13 protein-coding genes are annotated in these 18199 nt (G+C 62.8%); 3 read left to right on the top strand and 10 right to left on the bottom strand.

Annotated features, from left to right (window positions below):
• Window positions 1–177: 177 nt before the first annotated feature.
• From HU720_RS20355 to HU720_RS20380, 6 genes are all read right to left on the bottom strand, one after another.
• The gene (locus HU720_RS20355) at window positions 178–1506 is read right to left on the bottom strand and encodes a sigma-54 dependent transcriptional regulator (protein WP_186522260.1); all 1329 of its coding nucleotides are present in this window, start codon (window positions 1504–1506) and stop codon (window positions 178–180) included.
• Window positions 1503–3407, bottom strand: coding sequence for an ATP-binding protein (locus HU720_RS20360; RefSeq protein ID WP_186522261.1), 1905 nt, complete (start codon window positions 3405–3407; stop codon window positions 1503–1505). The genes HU720_RS20355 and HU720_RS20360 overlap by 4 nt, the downstream gene beginning before the upstream one ends.
• 60 nt (window positions 3408–3467) lie before the next feature.
• Window positions 3468–4202 (bottom strand): amino acid ABC transporter ATP-binding protein, encoded by a 735-nt coding sequence (locus HU720_RS20365; RefSeq protein ID WP_186522262.1) that lies wholly within the window; start codon window positions 4200–4202, stop codon window positions 3468–3470.
• Complete coding sequence (locus HU720_RS20370; RefSeq protein ID WP_186522263.1) at window positions 4199–4870, bottom strand: ABC transporter permease subunit; 672 nt, start codon at window positions 4868–4870, stop codon at window positions 4199–4201. Before HU720_RS20370 ends, HU720_RS20365 begins: the two co-directional genes overlap by 4 nt.
• Window positions 4871–5617: an amino acid ABC transporter permease gene (locus HU720_RS20375; protein WP_186522264.1), complete on the bottom strand. Its 747-nt coding sequence runs from the start codon at window positions 5615–5617 to the stop codon at window positions 4871–4873.
• Window positions 5618–5763: 146 nt separating this feature from the next.
• Entirely contained in the window at window positions 5764–6681 is a 918-nt protein-coding gene (locus HU720_RS20380) for a glutamate/aspartate ABC transporter substrate-binding protein (RefSeq protein ID WP_186522265.1), read from the bottom strand.
• Between the two features lie 326 nt (window positions 6682–7007).
• Between HU720_RS20380 and HU720_RS24635 the strand changes: the two genes are divergently transcribed.
• Window positions 7008–11318, top strand: a complete 4311-nt coding sequence (locus tag HU720_RS24635) for an NEL-type E3 ubiquitin ligase domain-containing protein (RefSeq protein WP_186522266.1) — start codon at window positions 7008–7010, stop codon at window positions 11316–11318.
• A 36-nt stretch (window positions 11319–11354) separates the two neighbouring features.
• Here HU720_RS24635 and glpD read toward each other — a convergent pair whose 3' ends face one another.
• The 4 genes from glpD to HU720_RS20405 form a co-directional block, all read right to left on the bottom strand.
• The gene (glpD, locus tag HU720_RS20390) at window positions 11355–12881 is read right to left on the bottom strand and encodes a glycerol-3-phosphate dehydrogenase (protein ID WP_186522267.1); all 1527 of its coding nucleotides are present in this window, start codon (window positions 12879–12881) and stop codon (window positions 11355–11357) included.
• 190 nt (window positions 12882–13071) lie between these two features.
• Window positions 13072–13827 carry a DeoR/GlpR family transcriptional regulator gene (locus HU720_RS20395; RefSeq protein WP_186522276.1) on the bottom strand — a complete coding sequence of 252 codons (756 nt, stop codon included), beginning with the start codon at window positions 13825–13827 and terminating at the stop codon, window positions 13072–13074.
• A gap of 128 nt (window positions 13828–13955) precedes the next feature.
• A complete protein-coding gene (gene glpK, locus HU720_RS20400; RefSeq protein WP_186522286.1) occupies window positions 13956–15455 on the bottom strand; it encodes a glycerol kinase GlpK in 1500 nt (499 codons plus the stop codon).
• A gap of 66 nt (window positions 15456–15521) precedes the next feature.
• Window positions 15522–16373, bottom strand: coding sequence for an MIP/aquaporin family protein (locus HU720_RS20405; protein WP_186522288.1), 852 nt, complete (start codon window positions 16371–16373; stop codon window positions 15522–15524).
• Between the two features lie 306 nt (window positions 16374–16679).
• Between HU720_RS20405 and ybaK the strand changes: the two genes are divergently transcribed.
• Together ybaK and HU720_RS20415 are read left to right on the top strand one after the other, a co-directional pair.
• Window positions 16680–17150, top strand: coding sequence for a Cys-tRNA(Pro) deacylase (gene ybaK, locus HU720_RS20410; protein ID WP_186522292.1), 471 nt, complete (start codon window positions 16680–16682; stop codon window positions 17148–17150).
• A gap of 102 nt (window positions 17151–17252) precedes the next feature.
• Entirely contained in the window at window positions 17253–18032 is a 780-nt protein-coding gene (locus HU720_RS20415; RefSeq protein WP_186522294.1) for a PhzF family phenazine biosynthesis protein, read from the top strand.
• Window positions 18033–18199 lie beyond the last annotated feature (167 nt).

Consider the following 18199-nt stretch of genomic DNA (forward strand, 5'->3'; position numbering starts at 1 on the left):
GCGCAGCCCAACGCGGGGCAAGCCCGCTCGCCACAAGGAGATATGTCTGGCGAGAACAGGCTTGTACAAAACCATAGCATTTCCCACAGTGAACTTGCCCAGCCGCGATATTGGGCCGAACTCAGACCCTGTGGGAGCTGGCGCCAGCCTGCGATGAGGCCGGTACTTTGAAAATACTTACCCCAAGCCGTACTTCTTCACCTTGTCGAACAGCGTGGTCTTGGCCATGCCCAACTCCTGGCTAGCCTGGCTGAGGTTGCCACCGCTGCGCTGCAAGGCATCGGTCAGCAGGTTACGCTCGAACGCCTCCACCGCCTCGGCAAAACCCAGGCCTTGGCTGGCGCCGCCGCTCGGGCCTTTCTTGAAGGCCGGCAGGCCCAGGGCGTAACGCTCGGCGACATTGCGCAGTTCGCGCACGTTGCCCGGCCAGTCATGGGCCATCAGCCGCGACAACGTCTGGCTGTCCAGCTCGGGGGTTTCGCGGTCGAAGCGCAGCGCCGACTGCTGCAGGAAGTGCTCGAACAGTTGCAGAATGTCTTCCCGGCGCTCACGCAGCGGTGGCAGCTCCAGGGTCACCACATTGAGGCGGTAATACAGGTCGCTACGAAACTGCCCGGTCTGCCCCAGTGCATCGAGGTCGGACTTGGTAGCGGCGATGACCCGGCAATCCACCGCGATGCTCTGGTTCGAACCCAGTCGCTCCAGCGTGCGCTCCTGCAACACACGCAGCAGCTTGATCTGCAGGTTGATCGGCATGCTCTCCACTTCATCGAGGAACAGCGTGCCGCCATTGGCGTGCTCGATCTTGCCGATACGGCGCTTGCCGGCGCCTGTAAACGCGTTGGCCTCGTGGCCGAAAATCTCGCTCTCGAACAGGTTTTCCGGCAGGCCGCCGCAGTTCAGTGCCACGAACGGCTGGCTCTGGCGCCGGCTGAAGTCGTGCAGGCAACGGGCGACCAGCTCCTTGCCGGTGCCCGTCTCGCCTTCGATCAACACGTTGGCCGAGGTATCGGCCACATTGCTGATCAGTTCTCGCAGCTGTTGCATGGCCGGCGAGCGGCCGATGATGCGGCCCTCCAGGCTGCTCTGTTCAGCCAGTTGCCGGCGCAAAGCGACCACTTCACGGGCCAGCCCACGCTGCTCCAGGGCGCGGCGCACCACATCCACCAGGCGCTCGGGGGAAAATGGCTTTTCCATGAAGTCGTAGGCGCCATTGCGCATCGCGCCCACCGCCATGTCGATGTCGCCGTGGCCGGTGATCAGTACCACCGGCAGGCTGCGGTCGCGGGCCTTGAGGCGGTTGAGCAGTTCCAGGCCGTCGATGCCAGGCAGGCGGATGTCGCTGACCACGATGCCGGCAAAGTTGTCGCCGATGCGCTCCAGCGCCTGTTCGGCACTGCCCACGCCTTCGCACGCGATGTCCTCCAGAGCCAGGGCCTGCTGGCAGCCGAGCAGCACATGCGGGTCGTCTTCGACGATCAGGACGGAGAGGGGCGCTTGAGTCATGGGGAATCTGCCGTTTCGCTGGGAGGGGTTACCAAAGGCAGGGCGAGAATGAACGCAGTGCCGCCGTTGGCGGGGTCTTCGACGCTCAAGGTGCCCTTGGCGGCGGTGGCCAGGCTGGCCGACAAGGTCAGGCCCAGGCCCAGGCCGTGCTCGCCTGGTTTGGTGGTGAAGAACGGTTCGAACAAATGCTTGCGTGCCTCGGGGTCGATGCCGTGGCCATTGTCGCGCACCCGCAGGCGGTACTTGTCGCCCTGCACTTCGCCTTCTAGCCACAACTCGGCGTTTGGCTGGGTGGCCATGGCGTCCAGGGCGTTGCCGATCAGGTTGACCAGAATCTGCTCCAGGCGGGTTTGATCGATGGCCAGTTGCAGGTCCGCGAACTCGCGGTGCAGTTGCACGTGGCTGGCGCTGATACGTTCGCCCAGCACCTGCAAGGTGGCGTCGACGGCTTTTTCCAGCGAGGCCTGGCCACTGTCGTCACCGCGCCGGGCGAACGAGCGCAGGCTCGCGGTAATGCGCCCCATGCGGTCGATCAGGTCGTTCATGGTGCGCAGGTTGGTGCTGGCGGTTTCCAGCGCGCCGCGTTCGAGAAACCGAACGGTGTTGCCGGACAGCGTGCGCAGCGCGGCCAGCGGCTGGTTGAGCTCGTGGGCAATGCTGGTCGACATCTGCCCGATCGCCGCCAGCTTGCCGGCCTGGACCAGCTCGTCCTGGGCGTGGCGCAGGGTCTGTTCGGCGTGGCGGCGCTCGCGTATCTGGCCCTTGAGCCGTTCGTTGCTGGCGCGCAGGTCGGTGGTGCGCTCGGTAATGCGCCGCTCCAGCTGGCTGTTGGCCTCTTCCAGCGCCTCACGGGCCGCCAGGCGGGTGGCGATCACCTTGCGCCGCTCGTTCCAGGCGATGCCCAGGATCGCCAGCAAGGCAAACGCGACGCCGACCAGAATGCCTTGCACCATCGATTCGCGGCGCAGGTCCTGCAGCGGCGTCAGCAGGGTGAAGTTCCACGGCGTGTCAGCCAGGCGGCGGGTCTGCGCCAGGTAGGCGACCTCGTGCTGTTTACCCTTGTCGGTTTGGCGGTTGGCCGGGAAGGTGAGTTTTTCCACGCCATCGGCCAGGGTCTCGCGGCCCAGTGGCTGCAGCTCGTTAAGCGGCCACCAATAGTACTGCAGGCTGCGCGCCAGGCGTTCCTTGATCTGCGGGGTCAGTGGGCGGACTGACTTGAGGCGCCGCGCCGGGTCGCTGGACAGAATGATGATGCCGTTCTCGTCGCTGACGAAGGCTTCCAGGCGGGCCCGTTGCCAGCGCTCTTCGAGGGTGTCCAGGCGCACTTTGATCACCGCCACGCCGATGATCTTGCCGTGTTCTTCCAGGCCATGGGCGAGGAAATACCCCGCTTCGCCGGTGGTGCTGCCGATGCCGTAGAAGCGCCCAGGTTCGCCGCGTACGGCATCCTGGAAGTAGGCACGGAAGGCCAGGTCTTCACCGAGGAACGAGTCGGCATCGCGCCAGTTGCTGGTGGCTTGCACCCGGCCGTTGGTGTCGAGCACGAAGATCGCTCGGCTGCGGCTGCGGCGGTTCAAGCCTTCGAGGTATTCGTTGACCGATTGGCGGTCGCCTGCCTCGGGGTCGGTGAGCAGTTGCGAGACGCTGTCTTCAAGCTCAAGCAGGCTGGGCAGGTAGGTGTACTTGCTGATTTCGCTCTCGACCGTGCGCGCGTGCAGCTCAAGCTGACGCTCGCCGTTTTCGCTAAGGGCGCGGATGCCGTTGCTCTCGCTGATCGAGAAACCGACGAAGCCCAAGCCAACCATCAGCAGGATGACCAGAGGTGGCAGCAACAATTGGCGGATCAGGCGGGATTTCACGGCGGGCTGGGCAGGGCGAAGGAGCGAGGGGTCGCATTTCATCACAGTGGCCTTGTCACGACCAGCATCCGCTGCCCGTAGGCAGCGGACACGGCGGCCTGCTTAGTGTTGCAGGATCTTGCTGAGGAAGTGCTGAGTGCGTTCGTGGCGGCCTTCGGGCTTGCCGAAGAAGTCTTCCTTCACGCAGTCCTCGATGATGTTGCCCTTGTCCATGAAGATCACCCGGTTGGCGACCTTGCGTGCAAAGCCCATTTCGTGGGTTACGCACATCATGGTCATGCCTTCGTGGGCAAGCTCCACCATCACGTCCAGTACTTCGTTGACCATTTCAGGGTCCAGCGCCGAGGTCGGTTCGTCAAACAGCATGACGATCGGGTCCATCGACAGTGCGCGGGCAATTGCCACTCGCTGCTGCTGGCCACCGGACAACTGGCCCGGGTGCTTCTTGGCGTGGGCACTGAGGCCAACACGGTCGAGCAGGTCCAGGCCCTTCTTGGTGGCTTCGGCTTCGCTGCGGCCAAGCACCTTGCGCTGGGCAATGGTGAGGTTCTCGGTGATGGTCAGGTGCGGGAACAGCTCGAAGTGCTGGAACACCATGCCGACCCGCGAGCGCAGCTTGGGCAGGTTGGTCTTGGGGTCGGCGATCGAGGTGCCATCGACCACGATGTCGCCCTTCTGGAACGGTTCAAGGGCGTTGACGCACTTGATCAGGGTGGACTTGCCGGAACCGGACGGGCCGCAGACCACCACCACTTCGCCCTTCTTGACCTCGGTGCTGCAGTCGGTCAGCACCTGGAAGTCGCCGTACCACTTGTTGACGTTCTTGATGGAAATCATACGGTGATCCTTTTTTGCAGGCGCTTGACCAGCCACGAAGCGGAGAAGCTGACGAGGAAGTAGACGACGCCGGCGAAGATCAGGAACTCATGGGAGCGCCCGATGATGTCGCCGTTGGCGCGCGACGAGTTGAGGAAGTCGACCAGGCCCACGGTATATACCAGCGAGGTGTCCTGGAACAGGATGATGCTCTGCTGCAGCAGCAGCGGGGTCATCTTGCGAAACGCCTGGGGCAGGATGATCAGGCGCATGGTCTGGCCATAGGTCATGCCCAGGGCCTGCGCGGCGCCCATCTGGCCCTTGGAGATCGACTGCACGCCAGCGCGGACGATTTCGCAGAAATACGCCGCCTCGAACATCATGAACGCGACTACGCACGAAGTGAACGCACCCACTGGGGTGTCTTCGCCGGTGATCCAGCGCAGCACGAACGGCACCGCCAGGTAGAACCAGGTGATCACCAGCAGCAGCGGGATGGAGCGGAAGTAGTTGACGTAGGCACCAGCCACGTTCGACATCAGTTTGTTCGACGACAGGCGCATCAGGGCCAGGACGGTGCCCAGCGCGATACCGCCGACCACGCCCATGACCATCAGTTGCAGGGTAAGCACCATGCCGTCCCACAGGGCCGGAAGGGCGGGGATGATTTCGCTGAAATCCAGTTCCATTTACTTGCCCCCCACGGAGATCAGGCCAGGTACCGCGACTTTCTTCTCCACCAGGCGCATCAGCAACATCAGGCCCATGTTCAGGGTGAAGTAGATCAGCGTGGCCAGGGTGAAGGCCTCGAACAGGTTGGCGGAGAACTCAGCCGTTTGCTTGGTCTGCGCCAGCAGCTCCATCAGACCGATCAGCGAGGCGACCGAGGAGTTCTTGAACACGTTCAGGAATTCGGAGGTAAGCGGCGGAATGATGATCCGGTAGGCTTGCGGCAGCAGCACGTTGTTGTAGATCTGCGCCAGGCTGAAGCCCATGGCGCGGGCGGCGGCTTCCTGGCCGCGTGGCAGCGCCTGGATGCCGGTGCGCACCTGCTCGCACACCCGTGCAGCGGTAAACAGGCCCAGGCACACCACCACGCTGATCAGCGCCGAGGTGGTCGGGTTGAGGTCTTGCTTGAACCATTCCTGCAGGCCTTCGGGCAGCAGATCGGGTACCAGGAAGTACCAGATGAACAGCTGCACCAGCAGCGGCACGTTGCGGAACAGCTCCACGTACGCGGTAGCGATGCCCGATACCAGGCGGTTGGGCACGGTACGCATGACGCCCAGCAACGAGCCCAGCAGCAGTGCGATGATCCAGGCGGAAACGGCAATGGCGATCGTCCAGCCCAGACCGGTGATGTACCAGTCCAGATAGGTCTCGCTGCCCACGCCAGTGGACTTGAAGAACACGCCCCAGTCCCAGTTGTAATTCATCGGGATTTCCCCTCAGACGGTTGTTTCACGGGCACCTTCGAGCTTTCGGGGGCGCTGGGCGCCCTCGAAAGAAGGGTAGACACTTAATGAGTGGCCTGTCGGATGGAATCGCGCGTTAGCGCCAGGCCACTAGTTACGGCTGAGGATCAGGACTTCTTCTCGTCCGCGGCCTTGTCGGTAGGCTCGGCGATCAGTTTTTTCAGCTCGTCGCTCATCGGGAACTGCAGGTTCAGGCCCTTGGGCGGGATTGGCTGCTGGAACCACTTGTCGTAGCTCTTGTTGATTTCGCCCGACTTGTAATAGGCAACGATGGCGTCATCGACTGCTTTCTTGAACGCATCATCACCCTTGCGCACCATGCAGCCGTAGATTTCGTACGACTGTGGGGTGCCTGTGATGACCCAGTCGGCAGGCTTGCGCGCCTTGGCCATTTCACCGGCCAGCAGGGCATCGTCCATCATGAAGGCAACGGCGCGGCCGCTTTCGAGCATGTTGAAGGCTTCACCGTGGTCCTTGGCGGAAATCACGTTCATCTTCATTTGCTTGTCGGCATTCATGGCCTTGAGCAGGCGCTCGGAGGTGGTACCGGCGGTGGTCACCACGTTTTTGCCGGCCAGGTCTGCGAAGTCTTTATAGGATGGCTGGCCATCTTTGACCTTGGTCAGCAGGCGGGTACCCACTTCGAAGATGCCCACCGAGAAGCCGACCTGCTGTTGGCGTTCGACGTTGTTGGTGGTGGAGCCGCATTCCAGGTCAACGGTGCCGTTCTGCACCAGCGGGATACGGGTCTGCGAGGTAACCAGGTTGTACTTGACCTTGATGTCGGTACCCAGTTGCTTTTTCAGGGCATCGACCACAGCCAGCTGGATGTCGTGGGAGTAGCCCACAGGCTCCGGCTTGCCGGCCAGGTAGGAGAACGGAATGGAGGAGTCGCGGTGGCCCAGGGTGATGGTGCCGGATTCCTTGATCTTCTTCAGGGTGCCGGTCAGTTCTTCGGCCATGACTGGCGATGCGATGACTGCAGCCGCAATGGCGGCGCCCAGCAATTGACGAACGATGCGCATGAATTTTCCTCGACGTGTTTGTTTTTCTTATGGAGCCGGTTGGCGGACTCTTCGTTCAACGAATACAGCGTGAACTGTGCATTCGGCTTCCAAGTGTAGAGCATGACTCGTGCCAAGCCCCGCTATTGATCATAACGGCGCGAAATCATTGAGGATTAATCTTTTCTTACGATTGCTTTGTAAGATTTTTCGTGCGGGTTGCCGAACGAAGCGATACGCCATATTCGGAAATCCGAATGGGTGGCTTGTTGTCGGGCTGTAGTGGACTACCGCACGGTATTGCTTGGAAGCGGGTCTGCTGGTGCTTTTGCATTCAGGAGAGTGTCGTGCCCGATATCCCCATTCCTGTCGACTCGATTGATGCCCTGATCGCCGACAGGCTGCCACGTTGGCTGGCTCACCCTAACCAGGATCGACTCAGTGCTTTGCACAGTGCCATGCGTGCTCAGCAGGCCCATGGCGTTGTTGTCAGCCAGTTGTTCGCCGACTTGCCGACACTGGACGACTATGCGACGCCTAAGCTGGTTCAGGCGCTGTCCGATGCCGGCCTTGATGCGCTCGACGTTCGAGCCTGCCAGGTGCGCATAGCGCGTATCGTAGAGCTGCCGACGGCTGCGCCCAACCTGCCGCCACCCCGGCATACCTTTCATTCCAGACAGAGCCTGCTTGGCGCCGCCTTGCATAACTTCCACCGTGAAGAGACACGACCGTCGGTGTTGCGCCGTGGCAGGCTGGTCGACGTCAATGGCCAACTGCTGGGTCTGGGCTTTGAAGTATTCGCCGGGCTGTGTCGCAAGTTGGATATCGGCGCAGGCTACCAGGCGCTGCTCAAGGAGCGTTTTCTGCCGGGCGAAGAAGGGAGTGCCGAACGTCAGATGGTGGAACAGGCCGTACAGGAGAACCTGCGCTTGCACCTGGAACTCGCGGTGCGCATTGCCTTGCTCAAGGGCGAATTGGACGAGCAGAGCTATCTACAACTGCTGGCGGTATTCAGCGCACGTCCGGTGGTCCCCGCGACGCCAGGCGAGCTTACGGCACGGCAGTTGTACCTACTGGGCAAGGAAGTTTGTGGCGTGGCTACGCTTGAGGTGCGCTCAGCAGATGGGCTTACGCTTGAGGCGGTGCTTCTATGGGTCGCCAAGGATCCGCATCGGCCGGTCTCCCGGCATGCCTCGTGGCAGGCTGTATACACAAGCCTGGCGGAGCGCCTGCGTGAGCGTGACTACCAAGACTTCTTTGCCCGGTTCATCAAGGAGCGCGACCGCGGCGCATTCTTCAGCACGCTGAAGCGGTTGTTGCGCGGCGTGCCACCGGGGCAGGCGGTCGAACTCGATGGCCGGCATCTGCCAGTGGCAGGTAGCCTGCTTGCACACCTGCGTGGGCTGCAGCTCAGCAAGCTGCTGGACGACGCTCAGGTACTGGCCGTGCCCACAGGAATGGAAGATGAAGCCGACCGCCGTGAGCGCTTGCAGGCGCAATTCGCCGCTGGTTTCGACCTGCTCGGCTTGGCCGGGATGTTCGTACCGGTACTGGGCGAATTGATGCTGGTGGTCAGCGCAGTCGAGCTTGGCGAACAGCTTTATGAGGGCTATCAAGATTGGCAGTTAGGTGATCGCCAGGGCGCCCTGGACCATTTGTTTAGCGTGGCACAGAGCCTGGCGTTGGGCGTCGTGGTGGGCGGGGTCAGTGGGGCGGCGGTGCAACTGGCCCGCGTTCCGTTTGTCGATGCCTTGGAGCCGGTGCGTACTCGAGCGGGCGTGGTGCGCTTGGCCGATGGGCAGTTGCGTGGCTATGCGGTCGCCGATCAAGGCATCGCCGTGGGCCATCAGGCGCTGCTCGACGGGCAATGGCACCTGCGTTTGCAGCAAGGTACGTTTCGGTTGTCAAGCGATGGCGACAATTGGTTGATCCGCCATCCGCAGCGTCAAGACGCCCATACCCCCTGGCTTGAACACAACGGTGTCGGCAGTTGGCGCCATCAGTTCGAGTCTGCGCAGCAATGGCGCGGGGCAGGCCAGTTGCTGCGCCGTCTGCATCGGCGCCTGGCCGCCGTGTCGGACGCTGATGCCCAGGTATTGTTGGACACCACGGCGTTTGATGAGGCGCGCGTGCGCCAGTTGCATCTTGAGAATGCCGATGCACCTGCACGCCTGCTGGACGCCTATGAGCGTTACCAACTGCACTTGGAGTATCCGGCGCTGCGCGGTGCCGCGTTCGACAGCTACCTGGCTGAGCGCGAAGTGGTGCCGAGTGCGGCGGCAGGCCTGTTGCGCCGGGACTTTACAGGCCTGAGCGTGCGCTGTGCCGAGGAAATACTCGCCGGGGCCAGTAGTGCGCAGGTTGAGACCATGCTTGCCACCCAAAGGGTCCCACTGGAGCTGGCCGAGCAGGCACGTTGGCAATTGCGTGACAGCCGCCTGGACCGAGCCTGTGCGGGGCTGCGTCTGGCCCAGGCAGTCAACGAAGATAGCGAACGCCTGGTTCTGGGGCTGATTGACCGTTTGGCACCTTGGCCGGACTCCATGCGTATCGAACTGCGGCAAGACACGCTCGATGGGCCGCTGCTTGCTGCTCATGGAGCCGAGGCGGCCGACGAGGTGCGCAGCATTGTCCGCGGGCCGACAGGTTATCGGCTGGGCGCGGAGGCAGGGGGCGTCAGCGCTCAAGGCAGCCTGATGGGCGCGGTGTGGCAGAGTCTGGACGAGGCGCAGAAAGGGATGCTGGGTAACGCCCAGCTCAGTTCGCAGGGGCTTGCCGATGTGCTGGTTGCCAACGCTGCAAGCGAGCGCCCCCTGGTTGCCGAACTGATCGGCATGGCGCCAATCGGGCGTGGCCTGCGACCGCCGGTGCGGCTCGGAGACGGTCGGGTCGGCTACATGCTCAGTGGCCGCGGCGTAGGAGGGCGAGCTGCTGTACGGCGCGGTATGCATCAATTGTTTCCAACCATGACCGATTTGCAGATGGAAGCCTATGTATTGGACTTGCTGCACCGGCGGGTGGACCTGTGGGCGCACTTCAATCGCTTGCAGTTGCAGATCGATGCACTCCGCCAGGGGTTGAGAAGCTGGCGTGATGCAACGCGTAACCCGCTTGAGCTGCTCAGCCGTCAGCGTGTGGTGCAGGCCATTCGCCGCAGTTGGCGGCGCAAGGTGGTTGATGCCGGCGGCGACTACGTACTGAGCATCGATGGCGAGCGGGTAGGGCACCTGCCCGCGCTGCCGACCGGGCTGGATTTTGTCCATGTGCGCCGGTTGATCTTGCGCAACATGGGGCTTGCCAGCCTGGATGCCGATTTCCTCGGTCGCTTTACTGGTCTTGTCGAGCTTGACCTCAGCCACAACCAACTGAGTGCCCTGCCGGCCGGGCTGGAGCTGCTGACCTCCCTGAGGCGCCTGCTGCTCAGCAGCAACCGGATAGCCCTGGACGCCGCCGGCAACGCGCGTCTGACAGCGTTGACTCGGCTGCACACCCTTGACCTGAGCCGTAATCCGCTCGGCCAGCCCCCTGCGCTAAGCGAGTTACGCCATCTGCGTCGGCTCGGGCTGCGTGCGACTGGGCTTGAGAACCTGCCTGAGCCGGCTGACCAGCTGTCATGGCGCGGTATCGCTGATCTGCGCGACAACAGCATCCGGCGGGTGCGGGGCGATTTAGGCAACCTGCGTCTGCGGATCGAGCGCTTGAGCTTGCACGACAACCCGCTGCAGGCCAGCAGTGAACAGTTGTTAGACCAGGCAGCCGGCGTCAGCCAGCAAAGGAGGCTCCATCATTCCAGGAGCGACGACCCGCTCAACCCATGGTTGGTGAGCCGCAGCAGTGAGCAGGGCCAGCGCCGCGAGGCGCTCTGGCAGAATGTTCAGGCGCAGGACGGCTCGGCGGACCTGTTCCGCTTTCTCGATGATTTCACCCAGACCGATGACTTTGAGGAAAACCCGGATTACTACCGGGCGCGCGTCTGGCACATCCTTGAGGCTGCCGAGCAACACCTGCCTTTGCGCGTGCGGCTGTTTCGCGAGGCGGGCGGGGTGCGCACGTGCGATGACCGGCTGTTGCTCATCCTCAGCCAGCTGGAGTTATCGGTGCTGGCTGAACAGGCGCTGTTCGACGGCCCTAGTGCCCAAGTCGAGCAGCGTCTGGTGCGGCTTGGACGTGCCTTGTGGCGCCTGGATGAGGTGGATGCGTTTGCCGCGCGGCATGTGCAACAAATGCGGCAGCAGGCGGGCAGTGCGGTTGACGAAATCGAGACTCGGCTGTTTTATCGTGTGCGTTTGGCCAGGGTATTGGCGCTGCCTGCACAGCCTGCAGAAATGCATTACGAAAGCTTTGCATCAGTTACCACCAGCGACCTGAAACGCGCGCAGGCGGCGGTCCTGCAGAATGAAACAGATGAGGTGCTGATTTCGTCGCTGGCGCAGCGGCCGTTCTGGCAAAACTATGTGCGTGATCGCCATGCGCAGCGCTTCGAAACCTTGGCCGAACCGTTCCATCTGCGCCTGGAGGACTTCGAGCGCGGCGCCGGTGAGGGTGGCGAACAACACTACCTTGAGCAGTGCAACGCATTAATGGTTGAGCTGGAGGAGGCGGAACGTGTTCTGACCCGGGACTTGGCCCGCGAAGCAGTCGGGCGAGCGGGCCATTAAGGCGCAGAGTGCGCTGGCCCGCTTGCAGGGGCTGCCTCAGGCGGCGCGGTCGCGCGTCGTACGGGCTTGTTGCAGGTAATCGGCCAACGCTTGTTGCTCCGCCGCATTGGTGAACAGGCCAAGCTTGGTGCGGCGCCAGAGGATGTCGTCGGCATCGACTGCCCACTCTTCGGCGCGCAGGTAATCCACCTCGCGGGTGAACAGCCCGCCACCCATCGCCTGGCCCAGATCCTCCGGCCCCTCTACACCTTCAAGGAAACGCCATACGCGGTTGCCGTAGGTCACCGACCAGCGCTTGGCGATATCCACCGGCAGCCAGCTGTGACGGGCCAGCAGCTTGTCGACCAGCGCCTGCGCCGTGGTCATGTCTTCGCCACCCGGCAGAGGCGCGTCAGCCGTCCAACTGCCGCGCATCTGGGTGAAGTAAGGCTTGAGTTCGGCCATCGCCGATTCGGCCAGCTTGCGGTAGGTGGTGAGCTTGCCGCCGAACACCGACAACAAGGGAGCCTCGCCGGCAGCAGCCGACAGCGCCAGGGTGTAGTCGCGGGTCACGGCCGAGGGGTTGTCGGACTCGTCGTTGCACAGCGGGCGCACACCGGAATAAGTGTTGAGGATGTCCGCACGGCTGAGTTGTTGATTGAAGTGGTCGTTGACCACCTTGAGCATGTAGTCGGTTTCCTGCTCGGTGATCGCCACCTTGGCCGGGTCGCCGCTGTACTCGCGGTCGGTGGTGCCAACCAGGGTGAAACGGTCCAGGTAAGGGATGCAGAAGACGATGCGCTGGTCTTCGTTCTGCAGAATGTAGGCGTGCTCGCCCTCGTACATGCGTGGCACGATCAGGTGGCTGCCCTGGATCAGGCGGATGCCGTAAGGGGCGTCCAGCTTGAGGTCGTCGCGGATGAAGCTTGCGACCCAAGGGCCAGCGGCATTGACCAGCGCACGGGCGCGGATGTTCTGGCGGCTGCCATCGGCATGCTCCAGCTCGACCTGCCACAGGCCGCCAACACGTTCGGCGCGCAGGCAGCGGGTGCGGGTGTGAATGTGCGCGCCGTGTTCGCGGGCGGACATGGCATTGACCACCACCAGGCGCGCGTCATCGACTGCGCAGTCGGCGTATTCAAAACCGCGTGTGATGGCCGGTTTGAGCGGGTAGCCGGGGCCAAAGCGCAGGCTGCGCGAGGCGCCCAGGCGTTTGCGCTTGCCCAGGTTGTCGTACAGGAACAGGCCGGCGCGGATCATCCAGGCCGGGCGCAGGTGCGGGCGGTGCGGCAACACGAAACGCATCGGCTTGACGATGTGCGGGGCCTTGGCCAGCAGCACTTCGCGCTCGGCCAGGGCTTCGCGTACCAAACGGAATTCGTAGTGCTCCAGGTAGCGCAGGCCGCCGTGGATCAGCTTGCTGCTGGCCGACGAGGTGTGGCGGGCGAGGTCGTCCTTTTCGCAAAGGAACACGCTAAGGCCGCGCCCGGCAGCGTCGGCCGCGATCCCCACGCCATTGATGCCGCCACCAATGACGGCAAGGTCGTAACAGTCGAGCGGTTGTGGCGAAACGGGCTGGGACACGGCAAGGCCTCCTGGTAGCTCACATCGAATGTGAACATTCATGTTCGAATTCGAAAATACTAGCGCAATGAACAGGCGCTCGCCAGTCCGTCTTTATAGAAAAAACTGATCGGATGACAAACAAATGAACATTAACGAAAACAAAGCGGCCGCTGGCCTTGCCAGCCGCGGCCATTTTGCGCAGCGTGGATCACACCACGTCGAGGCGGATCTTGTGCTGGGTGAGCAGTTCGGTCAGGGCGGGCGAGGGGGGCTGGTCGGTCACCAGGCAATCGACCAGGCTGATCGAACCCAGGCGCACCATGGCGTTGCGCCCGAATTTGCTGGAGTCAGCGGCGAGGATCACCTGGCGTGCATTGGCGATGATCGCCTGGGACACCCGCACTTCCTGGTAATCGAAGTCCAGCAGGCTGCCATCTTCATCGATACCGCTGATACCCACTACCGCGAAATCGACCTTGAACTGGCTGATGAAGTCGACACTGGCCTGGCCCACCACGCCGCCGTCGCGGCGCACGGTGCCACCGGCCACCAGCACTTCAAAATCATCCTTGGCGCTGAGGATCGCCGCCACATGCAGGTTATTGGTGATGATCTTCAGGTGGTTGTGGTTGAGCAGCGCGCGGGCGATGGATTCGGTGGTGGTGCCGATATTGATGAACAGCGAGGCGTGGTCGGGGATCTGCTGGGCCACGGTTTCGGCGATACGCTGCTTTTCGTCGCGCATCTGGTCGGCGCGCATGGCGTAGGCGGTGTTCTCGATGCTTGAGTCATAGGCAGCGCCGCCGTGGTAGCGGCGTAGCAGGTTGGCCTCGGCGAGCTGGTTGATGTCGCGGCGGATGGTTTGCGGCGTGACGACGAACAGCTGGGCCATTTCCTCGATGCTGACGTAGCCGCGTTCGCGGACCAGCTCAAGGATTTGTTGTTGGCGGGGGGGCAGATTCATGGGCGGTCCTTTTGGGCTGCCGGACAAATGCTGCAATGATGCCGCAGGAAGGTGGGCAGGACCAGCGCGCTTTGCGCAAACGACCATCGCGGCGCCTGCAGCACCGCGATGGTCGTTTGTGATGGCTGTCAGGCCTCGTGGTCTTCCCAGTCGCGGGTGCGATCAACGGCCTTGCGCCAGCCTTTGTAGAGCTTCTCCTTGGCGCCTTCATCAAGCTGCGGGCTGAACTCGCGCTCGATCACCGCCTTGTTGCGCAGCTCATCCAGGCTGCCCCAGAAGCCACAGGCCAGGCCCGCCAGGTAGGCAGCGCCCAATGCCGTGGTTTCGCGCATTTGCGGGCGCTCGACGCAGGTGCCGAGAATGTCGGCCTGGAACTGCATGAGGAAGTTGTTGGCCACCGCACCGCCGTCCACGCGCAGCGCGCTCAGGCGCTGGCCGCAGTCCTGCTGCATGGCATCGAGGACATCGCGGGTCTGGTAGGCGATCGACTCCAGCGCAGCGCGGATAATGTGATCGACCTTGACCCCACGGGTCAGGCCGAACAGCGCGCCGCGGGCGTACGGGTCCCAGTAGGGGGCGCCCAGGCCGGTGAAGGCGGGCACCAGGTACACGCCGTTGCTGTCCTTGACCTTGTTGGCGAAGTATTCGGTGTCGTGGGCATCGTTGACGATCTTGAGCTCGTCACGCAGCCACTGCACGGTCGAGCCGCCGTTGAATACCGCGCCTTCCAGGGCGTAGGCCACTTCGCCACGTGGGCCGCAGGCAATGGTGGTGAGCAGGCCGTGGGAAGACTTGACCGCCTGGGCGCCGGTGTTCATCAGCAGGAAGCAGCCGGTGCCGTAGGTGTTCTTGGCCTGGCCCGCTTCAACGCACATCTGCCCGAACAGTGCCGATTGCTGGTCGCCGGCAATACCGGCGATGGCGATGCCGCTCTTGGTGTGGCCGTACACTTCGGAGGAAGGGCGCACCTCGGGCAGCATCTGCCGTGGAATGCCGAGGATATCCAGCAGTTTGTCGTCCCACTGCAGCGAGTGGATGTTGAACATCAGGGTGCGCGAGGCATTGGTGTAGTCGGTAACGTGCACCTTGCCGCCGGAAAACTTCCAGATCAGCCAGCTATCGATGGTGCCGAACAGCAATTCGCCGCGCTCGGCCCGCTCGCGCGCGCCTTCGACGTTGTCGAGGATCCACTTGAGCTTGGTGCCGGAGAAATACGGGTCGGTGACCAGGCCCGTGGCTTCGCGAATGTAGTCTTCGTGGCCGTCGCGCTTGAGCTGGGCGCAGATCTCGGTGCTGCGTCGGCACTGCCAGACAATCGCGTTGTACACCGGGCGGCCGGTTTCCTTGTCCCACACCACTGTGGTTTCACGCTGGTTGGTAATGCCGATGGCGGCAACCTGGGCGTGGCTCAACCCAGCCTGGGCCAGGGCTTCGACCATGGTCGCGCTCTGGGTGGCGAAGATTTCCATCGGGTCGTGTTCGACCCAGCCGGCCTGCGGGTAATGCTGGGCGAACTCGCGCTGCGAGGTGCCGACCACATTGGCATCGCGGTCGAAAATGATGGCACGCGAACTGGTGGTGCCCTGGTCCAGGGCGATGATGTAGTTCTTGTCCAGAGTGTCTGTCATGTCGATGGCCTTGCACGAAATAGGGGTAGGTCAGGGTGTGGCGAGCGCCGGCACGCGGCGCTGGCGTCAGGAAACCTGGGTGTTGCCCTGAGGATTATCGTCTGTCTGTTCAGGTGTGGCCGCAACGCTTGGCAAGTTGCGCGCAATCAGGCCGCGATAGATCGCCGCACCCAGGCTTGCGCCAACAATGGGGGCGAATACCGGTACCAGGAAATACGGGATGTCGCGCCCGCCAGTAAAGGCAACTTCGCCCCAGCCGGCAAAAAAGGTCATGAGCTTGGGCCCGAAGTCACGCGCAGGGTTCATCGCAAAGCCGGTCAACGGGCCCATGGCGCTGCCGATCACGGCGATCAGCAGGCCGATCAGCAGCGGTGCTGCCGGGCCACGTGGCAGGCCATTGTTGTCGTCGGTCAGGGCCATGATCACGGCCATCAGAATGGCAGTGATGATCACCTCCACCAGAAATGCCTGGCCGGTGGACAGTGACGGGTGCGGATAGGTCGAGAACACCGAGGCCAGCTCTAGGCTCGCCTGGCTGCCGCGCAGCATGGCGTGGGCTTGTTCGAAATCGAAGAACAGGTTGCTGTAAAGCGTGTAAACGAGCGCAGCGCCGCAGAACGCGCCGCCCACCTGGGCCAGGATGTAGAACGGCAGTTTGCGTTTTTCGAAGCCTGCGAATACGGCCAGCGCGATGCTTACCGCCGGGTTCAGGTGCGCACCGGATACTCCGGCTGTGAGGTAGATGGCCATGCTGACGCCCACCCCCCAGATGATGCTGATTTCCCACAGGCCAAAGCTTGCCCCCGCTACCTTGAGCGCGGCGACGCAGCCCGTACCGAAGAAGATCAGCAGCGCGGTGCCGAGAAATTCGGCCATGCATTGGGCGGATAGCGTGGGTTGTCGTAGAGCAGTCGTCATGTATGACCTCGGTTCTTGTTGTTGTGAGGCGCAGGGCGCTCGACAGCAAATAAGCCCGGCGTGAATCCCCATTGACGCCGGACGGGCAACAAGCGTGCACTCAATGGGTGCGGCGCTTATTCAGAAACGAAAAAATATAGACAAGAAACGCTGCTGTCAAAGGTCGAAAATGAACGTATAGCCACATTCTGACTGCAATGGTGCTGCGCGAATCCTTGGGCACCGCTCTGGTGCGGGCAGTACGCTGGCTGGGTGTGTTGATTTGTCCTACAGTAGCCGCCGACCTGTGATCGACTGGAGCCGTTGATGACCCCCGCTTTGGACCTGTTGAAAAAGGCGCGCGCCGAACACCGCGTGCACAGCTATGAACACGACCCCAAGAGCGCTTCCTATGGCCTGGAGGCCGCCGAGAAGCTTGGCCTCGACCCGCAGCGCGTGTTCAAGACCTTGCTCGCCAGCAGCGAGAAAGGCGAGTTGTTGGTGGCGGTGGTTCCGGTAGGCGGCACCCTTGACCTCAAAGCGTTGGCCCATGCGGCTGCGGTCAAGAAGTGCGAGATGGCCGACCCGCAAGCTGCACAGCGTGCCACAGGGTATCTGGTAGGGGGCATCAGCCCGCTGGGCCAGAAAAAGCGCCTGCGCACGTTTATCGACAGCTCGGCGCAGGCGCATGACACCATTCATGTCAGCGCCGGCCGGCGGGGGCTTGAAGTAGAGCTGGCGGCGACGGTGCTGGCCGCCCATACCCAGGGGCAATTCGCGGCGATCGGTCGCAGCTGAAACCGCATCTGTATGGTGGTAAATACTGCTGCTCTGTCACTGTACGGTCGGGGCCCGGTGGCCCATGCTCGGCCTTCGATAACAAGCTAGAAGGACCGTGTCATGCAGTTGCACTTCCACCAGGTCGACGCCTTCAGTGATCGCCCCTTCGCCGGTAACCCGGCAATGGTCTACCTCCTTGAGCAGTGGCTGGACGATGCGTTGATGCAGCGCATTGCCGCCGAACACAACCTGGCCGAGACGGCGTTTGTGGTCGCTCAAGGTGAGGCCTACGCGATCCGTTGGTTCACCCCGTCCACCGAGGTGCCGTTGTGTGGCCACGCCACCCTGGCCAGTGCTTATGTGTTGTTCGAGGTGTACGGCCAGGACAAGCCACGGCTTGATTTCCACAGCCAGTCTGGCCTTTTGAGCGTAAGCCGTGATGGCGACCTGTTGTGGCTGGACTTCCCGCGTATCGATGCGCAGTCGGCCACCGAGGTAACGGGGGTGGCCGAAGCGCTGGGTTGCGAGGTGCTGGAGGTGCGCCAGGGCAAGGAGTTGTTCGTGGTGTTGGCTTCTGAGCAGGCGGTGCTGGATTGCAAGCCGGATATGGCGGCCGTCGCGGCGTTGCCGGGGCTGGGCGTGATCATCAACGCGCCGGGTGTGGAGCATGACTTCGTATCGCGCTACTTCGCCCCTGCCATTGGCATTCCCGAAGACCCGGTCACAGGCTCCACCCACTGCTTGCTGATCCCGTACTGGGCGCAGCGGCTGGACAAGACCGAGTTGCGCGCGGCGCAGCGTTCGGCGCGTGGCGGCGAGTTGTACTGCAAACTGGAAGGGCAGCGGGTGAAGATCGGCGGGCATGCCACGCGGGTTGCCAGCGGGATGCTGATGCTCTGAGGTGTATTAGCCTTTGAGGGCCTCATCGCAGGCTGTCGCCAGCTCCCACAGAGCTCGCCCATCCCTATATCGATGCCGTCTACGCGGTCAGTGTAGGAGCGGCCTTGTGCCGCGAAAGGGCTGCGAAGCAGCCCCAGGATCTGAGCATCCACCAGAATCGCAGGGGC

The sequence above is a fragment of the Pseudomonas sp. SWRI51 genome, assembly GCF_014268825.1.
GTDB lineage: Bacteria > Pseudomonadota > Gammaproteobacteria > Pseudomonadales > Pseudomonadaceae > Aquipseudomonas > Aquipseudomonas farsensis.